Origin of the sequence: Nesterenkonia sp. (genome assembly GCF_029265375.1) — a bacterium.
In the GTDB taxonomy this organism is placed as follows: Bacteria; Actinomycetota; Actinomycetes; order Actinomycetales; family Micrococcaceae; genus Nesterenkonia.
The window spans coordinates 1-20,296 of record NZ_JAJUJJ010000026.1 but is presented as its reverse complement, the minus strand read 5'-3'; the positions used below and the strand labels follow the sequence as shown (position 1 = coordinate 20,296).

The 20,296-nt window shown below is 63.3% G+C and carries 15 protein-coding genes; 13 read left to right on the top strand and 2 right to left on the bottom strand.

What is annotated here, in order from left to right; all coding sequences use genetic code 11:
* Positions 1 to 61 precede the first annotated feature (61 nt).
* The 7 genes from Q1K09_RS10535 to Q1K09_RS10505 all read left to right on the top strand — a co-directional run bounded on the left by Q1K09_RS10535 (position 62) and on the right by Q1K09_RS10505 (position 9,381).
* Positions 62 to 1,369: a glycosyltransferase gene (locus tag Q1K09_RS10535; protein WP_300345385.1), complete on the top strand. Its 1,308-nt coding sequence runs from the start codon at positions 62 to 64 to the stop codon at positions 1,367 to 1,369.
* 1 nt (position 1,370) lies between these two features.
* Positions 1,371 to 2,582 (top strand): hypothetical protein, encoded by a 1,212-nt coding sequence (locus Q1K09_RS10530; protein ID WP_300345384.1) that lies wholly within the window; start codon positions 1,371 to 1,373, stop codon positions 2,580 to 2,582.
* 47 nt (positions 2,583 to 2,629) lie between these two features.
* Positions 2,630 to 4,396: an SLC13 family permease gene (locus tag Q1K09_RS10525; RefSeq protein ID WP_300345383.1), complete on the top strand. Its 1,767-nt coding sequence runs from the start codon at positions 2,630 to 2,632 to the stop codon at positions 4,394 to 4,396.
* A 32-nt stretch (positions 4,397 to 4,428) separates the two neighbouring features.
* Positions 4,429 to 5,268, top strand: a complete 840-nt coding sequence (gene cysQ, locus Q1K09_RS10520; protein WP_300345394.1) for a 3'(2'),5'-bisphosphate nucleotidase CysQ — start codon at positions 4,429 to 4,431, stop codon at positions 5,266 to 5,268.
* Between the two features lie 10 nt (positions 5,269 to 5,278).
* On the top strand, positions 5,279 to 6,214 hold the full coding sequence (gene cysD / locus Q1K09_RS10515) for a sulfate adenylyltransferase subunit CysD (protein WP_300345382.1): 936 nt from the start codon (positions 5,279 to 5,281) through the stop codon (positions 6,212 to 6,214).
* Positions 6,215 to 6,288: 74 nt separating this feature from the next.
* On the top strand, positions 6,289 to 8,208 hold the full coding sequence (gene cysN, locus Q1K09_RS10510) for a sulfate adenylyltransferase subunit CysN (RefSeq protein ID WP_300345381.1): 1,920 nt from the start codon (positions 6,289 to 6,291) through the stop codon (positions 8,206 to 8,208).
* Positions 8,209 to 8,457: 249 nt separating this feature from the next.
* The gene (locus tag Q1K09_RS10505) at positions 8,458 to 9,381 is read left to right on the top strand and encodes a hypothetical protein (protein ID WP_300345380.1); all 924 of its coding nucleotides are present in this window, start codon (positions 8,458 to 8,460) and stop codon (positions 9,379 to 9,381) included.
* Positions 9,382 to 9,443: 62 nt separating this feature from the next.
* Here the strand turns inward: Q1K09_RS10505 and Q1K09_RS10500 are convergent, their stop codons facing one another.
* A complete protein-coding gene (locus Q1K09_RS10500) occupies positions 9,444 to 10,550 on the bottom strand; it encodes an ATP-grasp fold amidoligase family protein (RefSeq protein ID WP_300345379.1) in 1,107 nt (368 codons plus the stop codon).
* 407 nt (positions 10,551 to 10,957) lie between these two features.
* Here Q1K09_RS10500 and Q1K09_RS10495 point away from each other — a divergent pair, with 407 nt between their 5' ends.
* Positions 10,958 to 13,516 (top strand): glycosyltransferase, encoded by a 2,559-nt coding sequence (locus Q1K09_RS10495; RefSeq protein WP_300345378.1) that lies wholly within the window; start codon positions 10,958 to 10,960, stop codon positions 13,514 to 13,516.
* Positions 13,516 to 13,962: a hypothetical protein gene (locus Q1K09_RS10490; RefSeq protein ID WP_300345377.1), complete on the top strand. Its 447-nt coding sequence runs from the start codon at positions 13,516 to 13,518 to the stop codon at positions 13,960 to 13,962. The genes Q1K09_RS10495 and Q1K09_RS10490 overlap by 1 nt, the downstream gene beginning before the upstream one ends.
* A 39-nt stretch (positions 13,963 to 14,001) precedes the next feature.
* Here the strand turns inward: Q1K09_RS10490 and Q1K09_RS10485 are convergent, their stop codons facing one another.
* Complete coding sequence (locus Q1K09_RS10485) at positions 14,002 to 15,039, bottom strand: glycosyltransferase family 2 protein (RefSeq protein ID WP_300345376.1); 1,038 nt, start codon at positions 15,037 to 15,039, stop codon at positions 14,002 to 14,004.
* 100 nt (positions 15,040 to 15,139) lie between these two features.
* Between Q1K09_RS10485 and Q1K09_RS10480 the strand changes: the two genes are divergently transcribed.
* The 4 genes from Q1K09_RS10480 to Q1K09_RS10465 form a co-directional block, all read left to right on the top strand.
* Positions 15,140 to 15,859, top strand: a complete 720-nt coding sequence (locus Q1K09_RS10480; protein WP_300345375.1) for a hypothetical protein — start codon at positions 15,140 to 15,142, stop codon at positions 15,857 to 15,859.
* A 131-nt stretch (positions 15,860 to 15,990) separates the two neighbouring features.
* Positions 15,991 to 17,970 carry a hypothetical protein gene (locus Q1K09_RS10475; protein WP_300345374.1) on the top strand — a complete coding sequence of 660 codons (1,980 nt, stop codon included), beginning with the start codon at positions 15,991 to 15,993 and terminating at the stop codon, positions 17,968 to 17,970.
* Between the two features lie 3 nt (positions 17,971 to 17,973).
* Positions 17,974 to 19,653 (top strand): hypothetical protein, encoded by a 1,680-nt coding sequence (locus Q1K09_RS10470; protein ID WP_300345373.1) that lies wholly within the window; start codon positions 17,974 to 17,976, stop codon positions 19,651 to 19,653.
* A 17-nt stretch (positions 19,654 to 19,670) separates the two neighbouring features.
* Positions 19,671 to 20,296: histidine phosphatase family protein (locus tag Q1K09_RS10465; RefSeq protein WP_300345372.1), on the top strand; the 626-nt coding region annotated here is incomplete at its 3' end.

Here is a 20,296-nt window from a genome sequence, read left to right as displayed (position 1 = left end):
TGTAGAGTGGATCATGTTCGTGTGTTGGGCTGCAATGCGGCGAGTTGTCGGGAGATATTGATTGTTCATCATCGGCCATACCCGGTTCAGCGTGTACTCGTTCGAAGGCGAGACAGGCGCCGGCCTTGCCGCCGCCCAGACGGCCGATGAGGAAGAGTACCGCCGGTGGCTGTACGACCCGGAAAGGATGGCTGCTCGCACGGAAATCTTCACTGAGGAAGTCCTGCCGCAGCTGGCCCGCGGTATTAGAGATCGTGACAATATATTCCACGTCGTCTCTTACTCATCGAACCTGCCTGCTCCATACCGTGAGGCGCTGAAAGAAGCGGAGAGCCGTTATGAATTTCTCCGACTGAACGTCCAAAATTCGCGGGCCCCCGCGCAGCTGCCTCCGCACGACATCGTGCGATCCCTCCTTCCTTGGGAGCCGGGCCAGCGAGTCAAGTTCGGTGCTTACCGGCTCGACGACGACGATCTTCTTGCAGTGGATTACTTCGACAGAGTGCTCGGCTATATGAAGGCTGCCCGTCCCGGCTGGAAGATTTCTTTCGGATACGGCTTCACAGGCATTCGCTCCGATGGTAAGTACTTCTATCTCCGAGAGGACTACAGCAACTTCCCCAGCGCGGGGCTCATGGCGGTTTGTGTCCTCAACCCTGCCGGAAGAATCATCGGCGACGGGCGGCACGGTTCCCACACGAAGAGCAATCGGTACGCCCCCGTCATTACGGACTCCCGGCATCCTGCCTTCTTCAGAGGGCGGAACCCCACCCAGGACAGTCTAGTGGACGCGCATGATAAGAAGGATTTTCTTCGGCGCATGCATGAGAGGCTGAAGCACCATTCTCCGGTGTCTCGCCACGTCGTCCTGGAATCATTCCCAGCCCTGCGCGGCAAGCTCCATACCGGCCTGTTCAACGGCAAGGAGCGTGTCAATCTTCTCCCCGAACCTCAAGTTATTTCGTCTGAGGGACTGACATTCCCTTGTGCTCACCCCCAGGCTTTCACCCTGGCCATAGACACCAAGGAGAAGCGGGACGCTCACGAGCTGGCTGTCCTGCTCGCATTTGAGGACGAGGACGGCAAGAGCCCTGACCCTCGCGCATGGTCACGCGCCCTGGAGTTCCAAGGTATTCGGCATTCGCGCACTCTGGGCTTCTGGGTTCCTGTGCCCCACGATGAGAAAGGCCCACATTCTCACGTGACGGTCCAGTGCCCCGAAGGGCTTCGCGTGGCCGAGGTGACACTTGTGGTCCGACGGCGCCCACTGACCCTCACCAAATTCCAATCGTTTCCCCGGCTCAGCAGCCGCGCGTCCAGCAGGCGCTGGGCACGCCTCGCTCATGGGGCAGAGCCGGAGCAGGGCTGAGATGAAGGACGTGATCCAGGCCAGCCGGTCCGGCATGGAGAAGGTGGCCAAAATCATCGAGTCGCGCGAAGACTACTCCTACATCTTTCAGCCGCGTCTCGACGAGCTGAGCTATTCCGAACTCCCCTTGGACGATCGCGGACTGGTGCCCGCCCAGGAGGCGCTTGCGTTCTTCAAGGAGCGAATGAGGAAGACTCGACGGGTCAAGTACATCGCGCCGCCGGCAGCCCTGAAATGCGACACTCTGGCCTACGGTTCAACCCGGAACAACCGCCGCGAGTTCGACTTCTTCGCCGAGATGCTCGCCGACCAAGGCCACTCATCCCAGATCGCTAACATCGCCGACTTTCCGGTCAAGCGCTTCCGGATCAAAGACGACGAATTCTTAAGGGCGCAAGACATCGTATTCGAGCAGTTTCTCTCTGCAAGGAGCGCTGTCAAGGTGGAGCTGCTCTATCAGGTAATTCGGTTCAGTCAGTCCGTGTTCTCCGGACTCGACCTCATGCAGCACTGCCGAAGCTCAGTCTTTGCCGTGTCCAATGATCACTCGCCTGTGCCGGTGGGGCTCACCAAGGCGGCGGAGCTGAAGGGACTCTCGACCGTCTATCTCCAGCATGCTGAGGTGAGTGAGCACTTCCCGCCGCTTGACTTCGATCTGTCCATACTGCGCAGTGAGCACTCACGGCGTGTCTATGAGTCGATTGCGCCGATCGCAGGCGAGGTTCGTGTGGTGCCGCGGGTCAGCGGCGGCCTGGATTGGGACGACATCAGTGCCCGGCACGAGGCTCTGCTGACGCGGGACCGCGTTCCCGTAGTGGTGTATCCGAGCCGGATATCTGATACGGAGAAGGTGGTGGAGCTGTGTCAGCTGCTGCAGGACAATCCCGCGGTGGACGGTGTCTCTGTAAAGACCCATCCGCGGGCGACCAACCGGGACGAGCTGCGCGGGGCAGGACTCACCCTCAGAGATCAGCCCCTGGACGAGCCGCATGTGGCGATCTGTGGAAATTCTGGCGTCGTCGTAGAGCTCGTAGCCGAGGGTAATCTTGTGTACCAGTACTTCCCCATGGACCAGGTGACTCCAGACTTTTACGGATTCGTGAGGCACGGCTTAACTGCTCCGCTCACTGTGGCCGACCTGCAGGGCAGGTTTACTGACGATCTTCCCGTTTCAGGAAAGCATCTGGAAAGAATCGAACGGTTTGTTCGGTGAATGAGTGTGCTTAACAGCGCAGGTATTCTTGAATCAGGAGACATTTCGTGACCGTCGAAGCCATACTGACCCTAGCAACAATTGTGCTGGTGCTGGTTTCTCTGGCTGCGACGCGCTTGGCACCCGACGTCATTCTGGTGGCAGCCGTGACGTTCCTGATCATCTCGGGCATTCTCTCTCCCGCCGATGCCATGGCGGGATTCGGCAATACTGGGGTGCTGACCATCGCCACGCTGTACCTGGTGGCAGCAGGGCTCAAGGAGTCCGGGGCGATCCAGTGGATTGCGCGCAGGCTGCTGGGCCAGCCGAGTGGCACACGACGGGCGCAGCTGCGGCTGCTGGGTCCCACAGCAGGGTTGAGTGCGTTCATGAACAACACTGCTGTGATGGCCATGTTCATTCCGGCCGTTCAAGAGTGGGCGGCACGGCTCAAGGTCGCCCCCTCCAAATTGATGATTCCGCTGAGCTACGCATCCATCGTCGGTGGAACATGCACGCTGATCGGCACCAGCACAAACCTTGTGATCGTAGGGCTCCTTGAGGCTGAAGAAGATATTCAGCTTTCAATGTTTGACCCGGCCTGGATTGGTATCCCGCTGGTCCTCGTCAGTGCGGTCTATCTGTACTTCTTTGCGGACCGACTCCTGCCTGATCGTCAGGGAGCCTTGGAGCAGCTTGAGTCTGCACGTGAATACGCGGTCGAGGCCATAGTTGAGTCCGGCGGACCACTCGTGGGCAAGACCATCGCCGCTGCCGGCCTGCGGAGTCTCACCTACGGGTATTTGGCTGACATTGAGCGCAACGGTGAGCTGCTGACGGCGGTGTCCCCTGAGACAACCCTGCATGCGGGCGACGCATTGGTGTTCATCGGGTCACCGGATTGCGCCCACGAAATACGGAGGGTCCACGGTCTGGCCCCAGCGGAGGGTGACATTCATAAGCTGGACATTCGTCACTCGCGCCGACGGATCGTTGAAGCCATTATCGGCCCGAACTTCCCCGGACTCGGGCAGAGCATCAGAGAGTCTCGCTTCAGGTCCCTGTACAACGCGGTCGTGCTGTCCGTCTCGCGGCATGGCGAGCGACTGACTGGAAAACTAGGTCACATTGAGCTGCAGGTTGGCGACACACTGCTGATGGAAGCCGGAGATGATTTCGTCGGCCAGTACCGCCACCGTAAGGATTTTCTGCTGGTCAGCGCATTGAACGATGCTTCGCTCCCGAACTTTAGGAAGGCCCCTGTGGCCCTGGGGATCCTCGCTGTGATGGTGGCCCTCAGCGCGTCAGGACTGGTTTCCATTCTGGAAGCGGGCCTCGTGGCCGCGCTGGCTATGTTTGCCACCAGATGCGTGCCGATCGGCAAAGCCCGGCGCGAGATCGACCTATCCGTGCTCATCGTGATCGCTGCGTCGTTCGCGCTGGGAGCAGCGATGACTCAGACCGGCGCAGCCAAGCAGATTGCTGAATGGCTGCTCTTCGCAGAAGCTCTTCCCCCCTGGGTCGCCTTGGCGATCGTTTATGCAGTCACGGTCCTCTTCACCGAGCTGATCACCAACAATGGGGCAGCCGTGCTGATGTTCCCCATCGGGGTGGCAGTGGCTGACCAACTCGACGTGAGTATTCTGCCGTTCGTGATCGCCATTATGTTTGCTGCCTCAGCCAGCTTCCTGACCCCCTTGGGATACCAGACAAACCTTATGGTGCTCGGCCCCGGAGGGTACAAGTTCACCGATTATCTGCGGGTCGGGACCCCGATGAGTCTCTTGACGGGTACCGTTGTCATCGGCCTGGTCCCAGTGATCTGGCCGTTCTGAATGAGTTGAGGAGCAGGATCGTCGTGTCACTGATGGACCAGGAAGCCCAGAATCGGCTGCTGGATGGCGTGCATGAGGCGGGCCAGAGGGTGTTGGACATCTATGAGCAGGACTTCGATGTCACCGTCAAGGAGGATGCGTCTCCACTGACCCTGGCCGATACCTCGGCACACCAGGCGCTCACCGCGTTGGTGCACGAGGTTGCGCCGGGCGTGCCGGTGCTGTCAGAGGAGTCAGCCGAAGTGCCATGGGAAGAGCGCCGCACATGGTCTCAATACTGGCTGATCGATCCCCTGGACGGCACCAAGGAGTTCATCAAGAAGAACGGAGAATTCACGCTCAATGTCGCCCTGGTGCAGGACGGCGTGCCGGTGTTCGGCATCGTTCACGCTCCGGTGCTTGGGTGCACATGGATCGGGGTGGATGGTCGCGGGGCGTGGCGGATTGAACAGGACGGAGCACAGGGGCGCACTCCGCTGTCGGTTCGCCCGCTTCCAGCCCCGGGCAGCGAGCCGTGGAGGATTGTTGGGTCGCGATCTCATGGTTCGGAAGAGTTCGAACGCTTCGCCGCCCAGCTGCCAGCCCATGAGCGCGTGTCTATGGGATCCTCCATCAAACTCTGCTTGGTTGCAGAAGGTCAGGCCGATCTGTACCCGCGGCTGGCGCCGACCTCAGAGTGGGATACCGCGGCTGCGCAGGCGGTGGTCACCGGAGCCGGCGGTGTGGTGCTCGAGGCCACCACCCTAGAGCCGTTGCGCTGCAACCAGAAAGAGTCAGTCCTGAACCCCTTCTTCATAGTGGCTGGGCAGCGCGCTCCTCTCTGGGAGAATGCCCTCGTCCGTGCATTGAGCAGTTCAACAGAAAAACGCTAAGGTAGGGAAAATGACCGCCATTGCAGCCGACACCCCTATAACGCCCCAGCGTCAGACTCATCTGAAGCAGCTGGAAGCTGAGTCAATCCACATCATCCGCGAAGTGGCGGCAGAGTTTTCCAACCCTGTGATGCTCTACAGCATCGGCAAAGATTCCTCGGTGATGCTTCACCTTGCACGCAAGGCTTTCCACCCGGGGCCCCCACCCTTCCCGCTGATGCATATCGACACCACGTGGAAGTTCCGGGAGATGATCGAGTTCCGCGACCGGATGGCCAAAGAAGCCGGGATGGAGCTCATCACTCACACAAATCAGGAGGGCGTGAAGGCTGGCGTCAATCCGTTTGACCATGGCAGTGCCAAGTACACCGATGTGATGAAGACGCAGGCGTTGAAGCAGGCGCTGAGTCTCCATGGATTCGACGCGGCATTCGGCGGGGCACGGCGCGACGAAGAAGCCTCTCGGGCGAAGGAGCGAGTCTTCAGCTTCCGCGACAAATATCACCGGTGGGACCCGAAGAATCAGCGCCCGGAACTGTGGAACGTCTACAACGCCAAGGTCAATAAGGGCGAGTCGATTCGCGCGTTTCCGCTCAGCAATTGGACTGAGCTGGATATCTGGCAGTACATCTATCTCGAGAGCATCCCGATCGTTCCGCTGTATTACTCGGCACCGCGACCGGTTGTGGAGCGCGACGGGATGCTGATCATGGTCGACGACGACCGGCTGCCGCTGGAGCCGGGCGAGAAGCCCGCTGAGAAATGGGTGCGGTTCCGCACCCTGGGCTGTTACCCGCTGACTGGAGCAGTGGAGTCGAAAGCCAGCACTCTGCCGGAGATCATCCAAGAGATGCTGCTGACCACGACCTCAGAGCGCTCAGGCCGCGCGATCGACCATGACCAGGCTGGGTCGATGGAGAAGAAGAAACGCGAAGGCTATTTCTAAAGCGGAAACTGCGCCGAAAGGCCGTCCGCCTTCACCACCCACCTACACAGGACTTCACAGGGGAATCACTACACATGTCGCATCAGTCAGACCTGATCGAGAAGGATATCGAAGCGTACCTCAAGGAGCACGAGAACAAAGATCTGCTCCGGTTCATCACCTGCGGCTCCGTCGACGACGGCAAGTCCACCCTGATTGGCCGTCTGCTGCACGATTCGAAGATGATCTATGAGGATCAGCTTGCCGCGGTGACGGCGGCCTCCAAAACCTCGGGGACGCAGGGCGGTCGGGTGGATCTGGCGCTGCTGGTCGACGGTCTGCAGTCGGAGCGGGAGCAGGGCATCACCATTGACGTTGCCTACCGCTTCTTCTCCACCAATAAGCGCAAATTCATCATTGCCGACACCCCGGGACATGAACAGTACACCCGAAACATGGCCACCGGCGCCTCTACGGCGTCCCTGGCGGTGATCCTGGTGGACGCTCGGCACGGTGTGATGACCCAGACCAGACGGCACAGCTTCATCGCCGACCTGCTGGGTATCGAGCACCTGGTGGTCGCTGTCAACAAGATGGACCTGGTGAATTTCTCCCAGGAGAGATTTGAAGAGATCGTCGCCGACTACCATCAGTTCGCGACCAACCTGAGTGCCAAGGACATCCGCTTTGTTCCCATCTCGGCTCTGGAGGGCGACAATGTCGTCAATCGCAGCCCGAACACGCCGTGGTTCAACGGCGAAGCGCTGCTGGAACTTCTGGAGAACGTTCCGGTGGCTCAGGACGAGAACCTCGACGACCTCCGCTTCCCAGTGCAGTACGTGAACCGTCCCAATCTTGACTTCCGCGGATACGCAGGGACGCTGTCCGCTGGAATTCTCAAACCAGGTCAGCGGGTGAAAGCGCTGCCCTCAGGGAAGACTTCTACGGTGAAGAGCATCGTGACCTGGGAGGGTGACCTTGATGAGGCCTACCCAGGACAGGCTGTGACGGTCACGCTGAATGACGAAATTGATATCTCTCGCGGGGACTGGATCGTCGAGGGCGAGGCGGAGGTTCCTCTGACGAATTCATTCATGGCTGACGTGGTGTGGATGCATGAGGACGCCCTTCAGCCGGGGAAGCTCTATGACTTCAAGATGGCCACGCGTGAGATCTCCGGATCGGTGGAGTCCATCGAGTACCAGGTTGACGTTAACAGCCTGGAAAAGCATGAGGCTGATGAGCTCGAACTGAACTCGATGGCGCGCTGCCAGGTGGAGCTCACCGGGGATGTGCCGGTGGACAAGTACCGTCGTTCGCCCGGGACCGGAAGCTTCATCGTCATCGATCGTCTGACCAACGTGACAGTGGGTGCGGGTATGATCCGGGAGATCCTCTCCCAGGATTCTCCCTATGAGTACCGCCAGCATGAGTCAAAGGCGCAGGTGGTCTGGCACAAGACCGCGGTCACCCGTTACATGCGAGAAGACCGAAATGGGCACGCCGGTCGGTGCATCTGGTTCACGGGCCTCTCCGGCTCTGGGAAGTCCACGTTGGCCAATGCGTTGGAGGTGGAGCTCCACCGACGCGGATACCACACGATGCTTCTGGACGGCGACAATGTGCGTCAGGGACTCTGCAAAGACCTGGGCATGACGGAGACCGACCGTGCCGAGAATATCCGCCGGGTGGCTGAAGTTGCCCGTCTGTTCGCTGAGGCCGGCGTCATCGTCCTGACGGCGTTTGTGTCGCCGTACCGCAGAGACCGTGACGCGGCTCGGGAACTGTTCGACGAGGGCGACTTCGTCGAGGTGTACGTCGACACACCGCTGGAAGTGTGCGAACAGCGAGACCCGAAGGGCTTGTACAAGCAGGCGCGGGAAGGTCAGATCAAGGACTTCACCGGTATCACCGCCCCGTACGAGCCCCCTGCGGAACCGGAGATTACCGTGGACACGGCTTCGGGTTCTAAGGAGGATCTGACTGCGCTGCTAGTCGAGAAGATCATCGGCTGACTCAGTGTCAGGGCCCCCTCATGCCGGTGGAGGAGCGCGGCCCATGAGTGGGGTGCCGGTCGGTATACGAGGGGCAACTGCATTGGGGGTACTGTGCTGACCATGGACACTGCAGCCTCGTCCGAGCAGAGCAGCTCGTCTCCCATGGACCGCTTTATCAGCGAGAGGCTGGCGCCCGAAGACCTGCGAATACGCAGCAATGTCTTTAGCCACTCGTCTTTGGTTCTCGGTGCGGCGCGCTCCCTCGGTGTGAAGGTCCGTAAGGTCACCAAGGACCACTTCGTGCTTGTTTATAAGGGAGAGGTGATCGGCGGCTTCGACGGCAGGGCCACCACTCTGGCCAGCAGCCAGGCGCGTCGAGTGGTTCCGTCCCTGACGCTGACTCGGACCTATCTTCGGGCATCAGGGGTGCCGGTGCCCCCTACCGCAAAATTCTCACCGCACCAGTACGAGGCGGCCCTGCGGCATTTCCGCGCCCAGGAAGGCGAGGTCATCGTCTCTGGAGAGCGCAAGGTTCCCGGGTTCGTCGCCCGCGTCGGCATAGTGTCAGAGGAGGAGTTTAACCGCGCCTGGGAGAGAGAGGAGAAGGCGGCGGGTTCCAAGCCGAAGGGCTCCCAGCAGATTCTTCTCACCAGCACACAGCCGGGTCTGCCCGTGCGAGTGCTGGTGGTCGGAGAGAGCGTCGCCGCGGCTGTGGTGAGGATCCCGCTGCACGTCATCGGCGACGGGGACCGCACAGTCCTTCAGCTCGCCGACGCTGAGGTGAGCCGACGCGAGGAGTGCAGCTATTTGGCCAAACGTCAGCCAGCGATCGACGAAGATGCTCTGCGCGCCGAGTCCATCGAGCCCGGCCAGGTGCTGCCTTACGGGCAAGTTCAACGCTTGTCCTCGTCAGTGCAGGGCGGCTCTGATGGGCGGATCAGTGTGGATGTCACAGACGACCTAGCCGCCGAGATCGCGGAGCTGGCGGTGGACGCGATGTGGGCCATCCCAGGCCTCGCGGCGGCAGCAGTCGACCTGATAGTGCCCTCCCTTGACAGCGGCGAGGCGGCCACGGTCATTGGAATCTCTGCTGCTCCCGATATCTCCGAATTCCGCTACCCCGCTTATGGCAGCAATCGTCACCCGCACCGGGCCCTGATGCGCCATTTGATGGGCACTATGCAGGATTGACCCGGTCCTGGGCGCTTATCACCTGCGGAGAGCTGCCCGACCCATCTCGGAGCTGGTGGCCCTCACTTCTTCTTCCTGCGCTTTGCTGCTCGCTCGGCCTTTTCTCGCCGCCGCCGCCGTTCCTGGAAAACCTTATATGCGGCGAAGTCTTTACCCTTCAGGAGGTCTTGCTGCAGTCTGATTTCTGCCAGTGCCCACATCTCTCCCATTTTCCGATCCCATTCGGGAGTGAAGACATTGGAGCTTCCGGGGCGTGGTGTGAACTCGCCGAAGACCAGCTCGTCCTCTCCGCGCAGCATGTCGATGCGCATAAAGGGATACGGGATCTCTGAGCTGATTCTCTTCACCAGCTCCAGGTGCTCAGGTTCGAACCCGACGCCGTGGTACCGGGTCGCTTTCCACCGACCGGGGGCCTCAATGCGCTCCCCGGTCGGACTCCAGAAGTCCCATCTGGTCTCTGGGTGCCGACTGATTTCCGTGATGAATGCGATTTTTCCGTAGAAGGACCAAAACTTGAGGTCGACGGCGGGCCGGCGATTCTTCCGGTCGAAGAGGACGAGCTCTTCGGTCGACCATGAGTCTCGCTTGGCACTGGTGGCAGAGGACCGGTCCTTCAGAATTGCCTGGGCGTGACGCTCCAGGGAGGATTTGTCGCTGAATTGGCGGCCGTCCTTGGCGTGGAAGATGTCATCTGAGTCGAAGACAAGATACACGCCCTTGGAGCCGGACCCAGCGGTGGGCTTGATGACGGTTCCCGGCGTCAGCTCAATCTCTGACATCGGTTTTGCTGAGTCCGGGGTGCGGGGTCTGCGAATGTCCAGGATGTCCATGAACTCGTAGGCCGACTGCTTGTTGCTCAAGATCCAACCGGGCAGCGAGCCCTTGGACGTCAGGCGGGCCGCCTCGGTCTTGGCCACGATCGCCCCCATAAAGGAAAGCCCCCGGCCGACGAAGAGCTTCTTCGGGCGCATTCGATGCAGGACGATGTCCCGAACATGGTGGGGAGAGGCTACCGCCAGGAGTTTGCGGAGTTCATCTATGTGCTCGTCCCCTCCTTGGCGCATAGCGCGGGGGGCCAGCATCTTCCCCAACGTTCTCCGCATGGCATCGTCAGCTGTGTGCATCAGCTCGATGACTTCCTGCGGGCTGAGGTCCTGATCCTCTGTCATTCCTGAGTTCCTTTGTCCTGGGGTAGGCCCGTACTGCTCAAGGTTGGCAGCAGCCGGTGCCCGGAAGCCGAGGAATCCCGGGCGTGGGAGCGTGGAGCCGCAAGCCTGCGTTAAGCTGCGGCCCACCTTCCGGCAGGGGACGCCTCAGCTGATGCAGTGCCAGCGTCATGTGAGTGCACTCCTTGGTCCTGCTAGCGACGTCGTCTGCTGGTGTAGGGACGCTCGCTGCGCAGCACGCAGATATCAAGTGTCCCAGGTAAGCATAGAGCAGGTGTGCGGTGCCCGCTTCGCATCTCGGCGCGGGTCGCGCCACCGGGAATCGCGCACGAGCTCAATGAGGCTGCTCGCTGGGGCCTGGAGAGGATAAGCTGCCACCCGGTAGTGGGAACAGCTGGCATACTTGCGTGGTGAAACCTGCACCGAGTGTGACCGGGGGCGCCACTATGATCAATGAGCCGCAGCTGCGGCGACGGCTCCTCGGCACCTATGCGTGCTCGGAAGGAGCCAGACGGGAGCTGGAGCGCACGGCGCTTCGCGGCGAGTCAGTGCAGCTGCGGCAGGTGTTCGCACACGCTGCCACGAACGGGGCCCACACGCTGCCAGAGCTTCAGGAGGCGGTGATGGCGGGCAGCCTCCCGGTGGAGGAGTTGGATCCCGATGCCCTAGCTCGCCTGGCAGCTGTTGCAGGGCTGCAGAATGCAGAGTCTGGCGATACTGAATTCGCCATAGCTGCATTGCATCTGGCGGTGCCGCACGTGACACCTACAAGACGTACCCGTTATGCCAAGCTGCTGGCGGAGCTGCTGTTCGAATCGGGGCGCTACCAAGAGATGGAAAGCGTCCTTGCAGAGAACCGTAGTGCGCGCAGACTGTTCTACCGCTATTTGGCAGTGGACGCCAGAAGCCCCTTCGTGCGCCCCGGCCAGAATTACGACCGCTGGTTGACTGGATTCAACCGTCCGCTGACCCAGAATGGGCTGATCGCCACAGACCTGGAGGAAAGCGGAGTCGGCGACCATGTCACAGCAGAGGTGCCCTTCAACAAGCTCACCGCCGACGTGTCAGAGGAGCAGAGAGCCGGCACTGACGGGCCGCTTGTCTCTGTCATCATGACCACGTACCGTCCGGTCCGGGCCGATGTGCTGCAATCGGCCCGATCCATTCTGAATCAGACCTGGCAGAACCTGGAATTGCTGATCGTCGACGACGCCTCGGGTCCCGACCATGCCCCCACACTGAACGAGCTGCAGCAGCTCGACTCCCGGGTTCGCGTAATCTCCCTGGACGTGAATGGCGGCACCTACGCGGCCCGCAATGCCGGTCTCGCTCAAGCCCGCGGCGAGTTCGTCACCGGCCAGGACGCCGACGACTGGTCCCATCCGCAACGGATCGAGGTTCAGGTCCAAGACCTGCTGGAGCACCCAGAGCTTCCCGGAAACCAGGTGTACACCGTGAATATGACGGAGAACCTGGTACGGATCCGACGCGGCTACCTACCCTTTATCCCCAGCGCGCCGACCCTGATGGTACGCACCCACCTCATGCGCGAATTAGGTGGATACCTCACAGCACGCAAAGCTGCTGACAATGAGATGCGAAGCAGAGTAGCCGCCTATACGGGGGTCGAGGTCCATGCTATCCGCCTGCCGCTGATCTTCATGCGCATTCTGCCGGATTCACTCTCCCGAGCAGACTTCCGCCCCGGCTGGCAGCATCCGGCACGCAGGATCTTCTGGAGCTCCTATGAAGCCTGGCACGCCCAGGCCCGGCCGGAGCAGCTGCGGCGGCACAGGTCGAGCGACCCGCCGATCGACATCCCCGCCCGCTTCACCCAGCCGCCCGAGGCCCCTCACGAGCTCGACGTCGTACTGGCTGCAGACTGGTGTGAGTTCGGGGCGCTGCAGGCCGACATGCTCGAAGAGCTGCGTGTCCTGCGCGAGGCCGGGCTCCGCGTCGGAATACTCCACATGGAGAGTCCGCTGCATCCATCTGACTATGCGCGCACCCTCTGCGGTCCTGTGCAGGACCTCGTCTCCTCCGGCGACGTGACCTGCGTGCTTGCTGACGAAGAGTTCCGCCGCATCGGGTTGCTGATTGTGCGTTCTCCGGAACTGCTGCAGTTCATGCCCCGCGGTCGCGCAGGGTTCACCCCTGCAGCACTCGTGGCGGTTGCCGAGCAGTTTGACCCCGATCGCGACGACGCCCCCGTGACATACCTTCCCACTGACTGCACCGACCACGGTGCGCAGTACTTCGGACGCCCTCCGCTCTGGGTCGCCGGCTCAGATCACGTGCAGAACCAGCTCGCGAGTCTGCTGGGTGCAGACCTTGTGGCTCGTCAGCTATACCGGTCACCGCTCGATACTGAACAGTGGGCCGAGAACAGGCCCCGCTTCCTGCGGAGGACCGGCCGGCACTCCGAGGCATCGGATATACGCCCAATCATTGGCGCGTGGTCCGGAACCGCGACGTCCGACTGGCCAGACGACCCTGATGCAGTGCGTCGCCTGCTGCCGACCGATGGTAGTGCCGACGTTCGCCTCTACGGGAAAGTAGATGTGCCGATGCGGGTCGCCGAGCTCGAGGAGCTGCCGGCCCATTGGCTCGCACTGGCACCGGAGAACATCGACCGACGGGTCTATTACCGCGGCCTGGATGTATTCCTGCACTACCCGCAGGGGACTCCAGCCGCTCCCGAGCGCGCAGTATGTGAAGCCCTTGCGTCCGGGTGCCTGGTGATCATGTCACCGCACCTGCGGACCATATACGGCGACGCTGCGGTCTACTCGGAGCCGGCTCGCGTGCAGACTACGATTCTGGGACTCATGCGGGATCGGGAGCTGGCCGAAGAGCAAAGACGCCGAGCGGCGACCTTCACATACCGCGCCGGGGGTGCGGACTACCTCGCCCTCATCGACGCACTGTCCTCCGGCAAGGCCGCGCCCAGACAGGAGATACTGACCTGATGACCAGAGGACTCTCACAGAAGCAGCTGATCTTGATAGGGGTCTATCTGCTGGTTCTTGCAGCAACGTTCATCGCTGTCATGTTGGAGCAGTGGAGAATCGCTGCGGGCCTGGGGGTGGTCGCCTTCGGCCTGTTCTCGGCGCTGCTGATCTTCACATTGGCGGCAATGACCTATGCCGCTGGTCGTGCCCGCAGGCGAATCCATGAGATGCATCAAGAGCTCAGCAGCGCGAAGCTGCTTCGGACTATGCGTCAGCTCGAGGATCGGCAGGCACGGCTGACCAAGCAGATCGTCGCCGCTGAGCGTCGCCGGGATGCCGGTGAGCAGCGGATGCTCGCCAGCTTCGAAGCCCATCGCTTCCATATAGAGGATGACCTGGAGGAACTCCGGGAACGCCTGAATCAGCTGCACAGCGAGGGTGGCGCCACACTGAGGGACAGGTGAACGAGCTCTTGAGAGCTCGGCGCTCGGACCTCTGCGAGGTCAGCCGGCTGGGTCCTCCCCGCGCACCTCGGCACGCACCTGCTCGGCAACGTCCATTATCCGCTGACCATCGGGTTCGTTCAGTGCAGACAGCATGGTCTCTGCGCCAGGCGCCAGACGTGCCCTGGAGGTTCGCGCCCCGTAGATCTCTGCCAGGTTCGCTGCCGCGTGCGCCAGCTCGGCCGCCTCTTCGGGATCACTCTTGCGCAGAATCAGCATGGGCAGATGCAGCTTGAGCAGCCGGTTCCAATAATCGGCCCGCATCCGTCCCGCCAGGCGCGCCATCTCACCGCCCTGGCCCCTGGCGAGGGCCAGCAGGCCGAAGCAGTCATGCAGGAACCGCAGCTGCTCGGCAGCTGACAGCCGCGCTCTGGAGATGTGCCCGGGCCCCTCCGCTGCCAACGTGATGAAGTAGCAGTCGACGTCGTGGACGAACGCTGTCCGCTGCGCGTGCAGAAAGGCATTGAGCATGAACGGATGGTCATTGGCGTAGTTCAGGCGGGGATTGAACCGGTAGTTCAGCCCCCGCAGGAACTCCACTGAAAAGAGTTTCTGAATGTGCAGACTGTTGAGCCAGCCGGGGTGATAGGGATGCACCGTGGGGTGCTCTTCTGCGCCCAATACGTTCGGCGCGGATCGGCCCACTCCCACATAGCGCCCGGTGACGATGTCCGCCCGGTGCCGCCGGGCCGTTGCAGCCATGGTCTCCAGGGCTTGCTCCCCCAAGTAGTCATCAGCATCCAGGAACAGCACATACTTCCCGGCCGCACGAGTGAGAATCTCATTCCTTCCGGTGGAGGCATTCCCAGTAGCGCGCTGACGCACTGCCCTGAAGCCAGACCAGTTCGCGGCTGAGCGGTACGAGCGCACCTGGGTGAGCGTGTCATCGTCGGAGCCGTCGTCGACCACGATCAACTCCATCCGCGAAGCGCCCAGACTCTGCTGGAGCACCGAATCCAAACAGCGGCGGATAGTCCCGGCGCTGTTATAGCTGGTCACCCCCACCGTCACCAACGGTCGCCTCCACGATCTGATCACCCCCACAGACTAAGCCATCGGCCACGACCGCTCATCGCCCGCAGCCACTGGCCGGGCTGTCAGCCGGTACACTGCACAGCTGAGGAAACGGAGACGCATAGTGAGCATCGAACCCATCACCGCTGTGGTGCCGTGCCGTGCCGGCAGCGAACGCGTGAAGAACAAGAACACCCGGCCGTTCGCCGGGTACGGCCATGGCCTGCTGGAGCTGAAGCTGAGCCAGCTGGCCGATGTGGACGAGCTGGATGAGATCATCGTCTCCACCAATGACCCGGTGGTCGCCGACTACGCTGAGAAGTTCTCCGCCTCACACGATGCGCGGGTCACCGTCATGGAGCGGCCCGACGAGCTCGGCCGCTCCTCCACTCCGATGAGCCGGTTCATCCAGTACCTGGGCACCCTGCGCGAGACCGGCACCATGCTGATGACCCACGTCACCCACCCGTTCGTCACCGCTGAGACCTTCCGCGAGCTCATCGCCTCCTGGCGTCAAGCCGCAGCCAGCGGGCACGACAGCCTGCTGACCGTCACCAAGCTGCACACCTTCCTCTGGGATGCCCAGGGCCGGCCGTACAACTACGACGCCGCCGCCGAGAGGTGGCCCCGCAGCCAGGACATCGACCCGCTCTACGAGATCAATCATGTCGCCTACCTCATCGGGTTCCCCACGGTACGCTCCACCGGCGACCGTGTGGGCGAGAACCCTTTTATGCACCAGATGAGCGGTGAGGCAGTGATGGACATCGACTGGGAGGACCAGTTCCAGCTGCTTGAGGACCTGGCACGGGCCAAGCAGCTGCGTGGCCAGAGCCTCATCTAGCCGATCCTTCCTTTCTCGGCCGACTTTCACCGTCCCGATTGGCCGCCCGACTGCCTGCATACACCCTGAGGCTGGCCACCCGCCTCCGGCTGCACAATCCCAGACCCCGGCCGTAATAGACTCGGATGCTGATGCTGAAACCACTGGTCATCGCCGCCGACCTGGGCCAGCGTGCCGTTCGTGCCGCGGCCTCCGTCCCCGGAGCCGACCTCGCCGCCGCACGCGCTGTCGTCGCCTCCGGGCGCCTGGTTCCCTCCCCGCTGGAAGCCGGCATGTCCGGACGCCGCTCGGCAGCGGGCACCTTCTATGACAAGGCCGCCACGGTGCTGCTGGATGCCAACCGCTCAGGGGCCCGGCGACTGGTGGAGCAGGCCGATCTGGAGGCGCTCGACGCCGATCAGATGGAGCGGCTGGCCTCCCGCTGCTTCAGGATCAAGGAGTACCGTTCCGCCCTTCAGCTGCGGCGCCGAGCCGTAGAGCTGGAGCCGGAGAATCCGCTGCGCTGGGTCGCCCTGGCCCGCGCCCTGCAGCGGGCTGACTCCGGTGCTGTAGTCCACGACGCCGTCGCCGGGCTGACCTCGGGCCCGCAGTCCCGCACAGAGGAGGCCCGCGAAGCCCTGCGCAGAGCCGAGCAGCTCGCCCCACAGAATGCCTATGTGCTGCATGAACGTGGCAAACTCGAGTTCAACCACGGGGATCACCAGACGGGCCTGCAGCTGATGCGCCGGGCCGCAGAGACCCAGCCGCGCGCACAGTGGTGGGTGGATCTGGCGGCCGCCTACCGCAAACCCCATATCGCAGACCTTGACCGCTCTCTGGACGCATATGAGCAGGCGCTGCAGCTGAAACCCACCAGCCCCACCGCCTTCCGCGGAGTGATCGTCATGGGATGCCGGGCAGACCAGGACTGGGCCCGGCTCTGGCGCAACGCCGAGCTGTTCGAATCCACCCGACGCCGTCGTAGCCGGCGCGCCAGGATGCAGCTGATGGAATGGATCCGTCCACTGTTCACCCCGGAACCCACCGGCGCCGAGGTCAGCGCCGCACTTACCTGCCTGGAAGTCGCCAGAGTCAAGGGGCTGCGGCTGTCCTGGCCCACCACGGCCCTGCTGATCTACCGGCTGCAGTTCGCCCAGCGGATGAAAGCCGGGTTCGCGCTGCGCCGTGGCCTGGCCGAACGCAGCCTGGCCTGGCTGGGCACCACATCCGCCCAGCACAGCCGGCACCGCCAGAAGGTGCTCTCCGCCCTGGTCTACCTGGGCCGGTACAGCGAGGCCCAGCGGCTGATCGACCCGCTGCCCTGGGAGCCCAGTAACACGGTGGAACGCCACCGCCTGGAGAAGATGGCCGCCGATGTGCACCTGATCCAGGGCCGGCTGGAGCCGCTGATCGACTACGCGGCGCGCCGGGCCGAAGACACCCCCCTGCACGGTGAGCAGCGCATGCGCGAGCTGATCGCCGGCAAACGCGTCGCCGTAGTCGGCCCGGCAGACACCGGCGACCGGTTCGGCGAGCTGATCGACAGCTACGACGTGGTCATTCGTCCGCGGCTGATGACCGCCTTCGACGACGAGCAGGCAGCCCGGCTGGGCACCCGCACCGACATCGCCTACTTCTCCGGCCGGGACCTCGGCCCGCTGATGCAGGAGGCCGACGCCGCGGTGGCCTCCGGGGACCTGCAGATGGTCATCGGCCGGGGGCTCAGCCTGGAAGCCTTCGACGGCCAGATGCCCGACTGGCTGCGGTTCTACCGGCATGACTACTCCCTGGGCTTCCACGGCCCACCCATGGGCATCGGGCGGATCCTCTACGATGTGCTGCAGTTCTCACCGGCCGAGGTTTCCCTGTTCAACGTGGACTTCTTCTCCGGGCAGACCGCGTTCAGCAAGGGATACCGCGAGGCCAAGGACGAGAGCTTGGGGCCCTATTCGATCGTCAACGAGATCATCCTGGCCCACGATCTGGTCTTCGAACACCGGCTGACCAAAGCCATGGCCTCCACCGGAGTGCTCAACGCCCACGGGGTGGCTGGCGAGGTGCTGGGCCTGAGCGAAGAGGAGTACATCCTCAAACTCGAAGGATCCCCGGCCCTGAGAACCAGGACGGACTGAGCCATGGCGCTGAGCCTGCACGGTCTGAGACCCAAGATCGCCGCTGCCGCCGTCGTCAAAGGCGCCGCCTGGCGGGCCGGACGCCTCCCCGGGGGACGGCGGGCCGTAGCCGGGCTGGCGGGCCGCATTGACCCCGGGGGAGAGGCCACCGACAGCTACCGCGGGATGCTCGCCCAGCTGCTCTACGACACCACCGAGGACACCACCGGCAGCGACCCGGTCTACGACCCGGTGGCCGGACTCATCCCAGGCACCGCCAGCCGGCTGCCCGAGGCTGAGGCACTGGCCGAGGCTGCCTGGGCGCAGCCCAGCGCCGGCAGGCATATCGCCGCCGCCGCGGCGTACCGCAAGCCCTACCGCGCGGACTTCGAATCCGCCGCGCTGCACTACGAGCACGCCTACCGGCTCAACCCCGAAGACCTGCGCTCGGTGGAGGGCATCATCTCCACCGGAGTGCGCACCCACTTCGACTTCACCCGCATCTGGCGCTACGCCGCCGCCCTGCGTCCGCGCACCGGGGCGCTGGCCTCACCAGCTTTGTGGGAGCCCATCGGGGCGCTCTTCCTGCGCCGGCCCAGCCGAGAGACCCTCCAGCGCGCCGTCCACGCTCTGGAGGCCCGGGGCGACGACCTGGCCGGACTCCACCAGCTGCTGCTGGAGGTGCTCAGCGTGCGCCTGCAGTTCCTGGGCCAGTTCCGCTGCGCCTTCTGGCTGCGGGAGCTCATGGCCCGCAACCGGGTGGCCGAACTGCGCGGCATCCCTCTGGAATCCGCCCTGTGGTTCAAGCACCTGCTGGGCGCCTACGCCTACCTGAAGGACACCGAACAGCTGAACCGCGCGGCCGCCAAGCCCCGCCTGGCCATCATCAGCCCCAGAGTCCAGCTGCAGGTGGAGAAGCTCCAGGCCGACGTCGCACTCTTCACCGGGGACATACAGCCGCTGCTGGCTCATGCGGCAGCCCGGCGCGAACAGCTGCCCCTGCCCCAGGACGAGATCATGGCAGAACTGGTCAACGGCCGGCGGATCGCCGTGGTGGGCCCCGCCGCTACCGAGGACGAGCTCGGCCGGGTCATCGACTCCTATGACGTCGTGGTCCGCACCAGGCGCCTGGCCGCTCCCACCCGGGCGCAGGCCGCCCGCATCGGCACCCGCACCGATATCGCCTACTATTCGGGCCGGGACCTGCTGAAGGATTACGACGACGCCGCAACCGCGGCCGCATCCGGGCACCTCAAACTGGCAGTCACCCGGCCCTTCTACTACGAAGCCCTGGAGACGGTTCCGGACTGGCTGCGCTGCGCCCGCTTCGAATTCGGGCTCTACTTCCGCGGGGCGCCGATGGGCATCCAGCGGATCGTCTACGACCTGCTGCAGTTCGACCCGCAAGAAATCGGCATCTTCCACGCCGACTTCTACGCCGGAGCCCATGCGGCGGCTGAAGGCTACCGCAGCGGGTACGGAGTCTTCGGCCCGCACCGGGAGACCAACGATGTGGTGATGATGCATGACCTGGGCTACGAGTTCCGGTGCATGCAGCGCCTGGTGGCCGCCGGGCCGGTGGTCGCCCACGGAACAGCCGACCAGGTGCTCTCCCTCTACCCCGAGCAGTACATCACCCGGCTGGAGACTGATTCAGTGCTCGCGCGGCCGGCCGACTGGCTCGAAGAGCCGCCCCGTCAGTGAAGGAGAGAACCTCTGCCATGATCCGCATCATCCTGGCCCGCCATGGTGAAACCGCCTGGAACCGCGACCACCGGCTGCAGGGCCAGTCAGAGGTGCCGCTGACCGAGGCCGGCCTGCAGCAGGCCCGGGCGGCCGGACGGTATATCCGCGGCCAGAACCCCACAGCCGGATACGTCTCCCCGCTGCAGCGAACCCACGCGACCTTCGCAGAGTTCGGCCTCGGCTTCGCGCCGGTGCAGCTGGACGGGCTGATCGAGCAGAACCTGGGGGAGTGGGAAGGTATGAAGACCGCCGCTGCCAAGGACGAGTACCCCGAGCTCTACCGGTCCTGGAAACGCGGCGAGGGCACGCCCCCGGCAGGGGAGGCACCTGATTCGGTGGTCGAGCGCATGACGGCCACGTTCTGCCAGATCGTGCGCGATGCCGCGTCCCTGGAACCTACGGATTCAGTGGATACCAGCTACCCGCTGCGCACCGTCGTCATCGTCTCCCACGGCACCTCAACCAAGGCGCTGCTGGAGGGGCTGGGCCTGATCGACCGGTCCCAGGTGATCTCACTGACCGCGGCAGCGCTCAGCGTGGTGGATGTGCCCCTGCACGGGGGCCCGCTCTCCAGCTCGCTGCCGGCCGGCGGCACCCAGAT

Coding starts and splice junctions, on each gene's coding strand:
- cysQ (WP_300345394.1), top strand. CDS start 4,429: ATGGACCAGGAAGCCCAGAATCGGCTGCTGGATGGCGTGCATGAGGCG.
- Q1K09_RS10490 (WP_300345377.1), top strand. CDS start 13,516: ATGACCAGAGGACTCTCACAGAAGCAGCTGATCTTGATAGGGGTCTAT.
- cysD (WP_300345382.1), top strand. CDS start 5,279: ATGACCGCCATTGCAGCCGACACCCCTATAACGCCCCAGCGTCAGACT.
- Q1K09_RS10530 (WP_300345384.1), top strand. CDS start 1,371: ATGAAGGACGTGATCCAGGCCAGCCGGTCCGGCATGGAGAAGGTGGCC.
- cysN (WP_300345381.1), top strand. CDS start 6,289: ATGTCGCATCAGTCAGACCTGATCGAGAAGGATATCGAAGCGTACCTC.
- Q1K09_RS10500 (WP_300345379.1), bottom strand. CDS start 10,550: ATGACAGAGGATCAGGACCTCAGCCCGCAGGAAGTCATCGAGCTGATG.
- Q1K09_RS10470 (WP_300345373.1), top strand. CDS start 17,974: ATGGCGCTGAGCCTGCACGGTCTGAGACCCAAGATCGCCGCTGCCGCC.
- Q1K09_RS10475 (WP_300345374.1), top strand. CDS start 15,991: ATGCTGAAACCACTGGTCATCGCCGCCGACCTGGGCCAGCGTGCCGTT.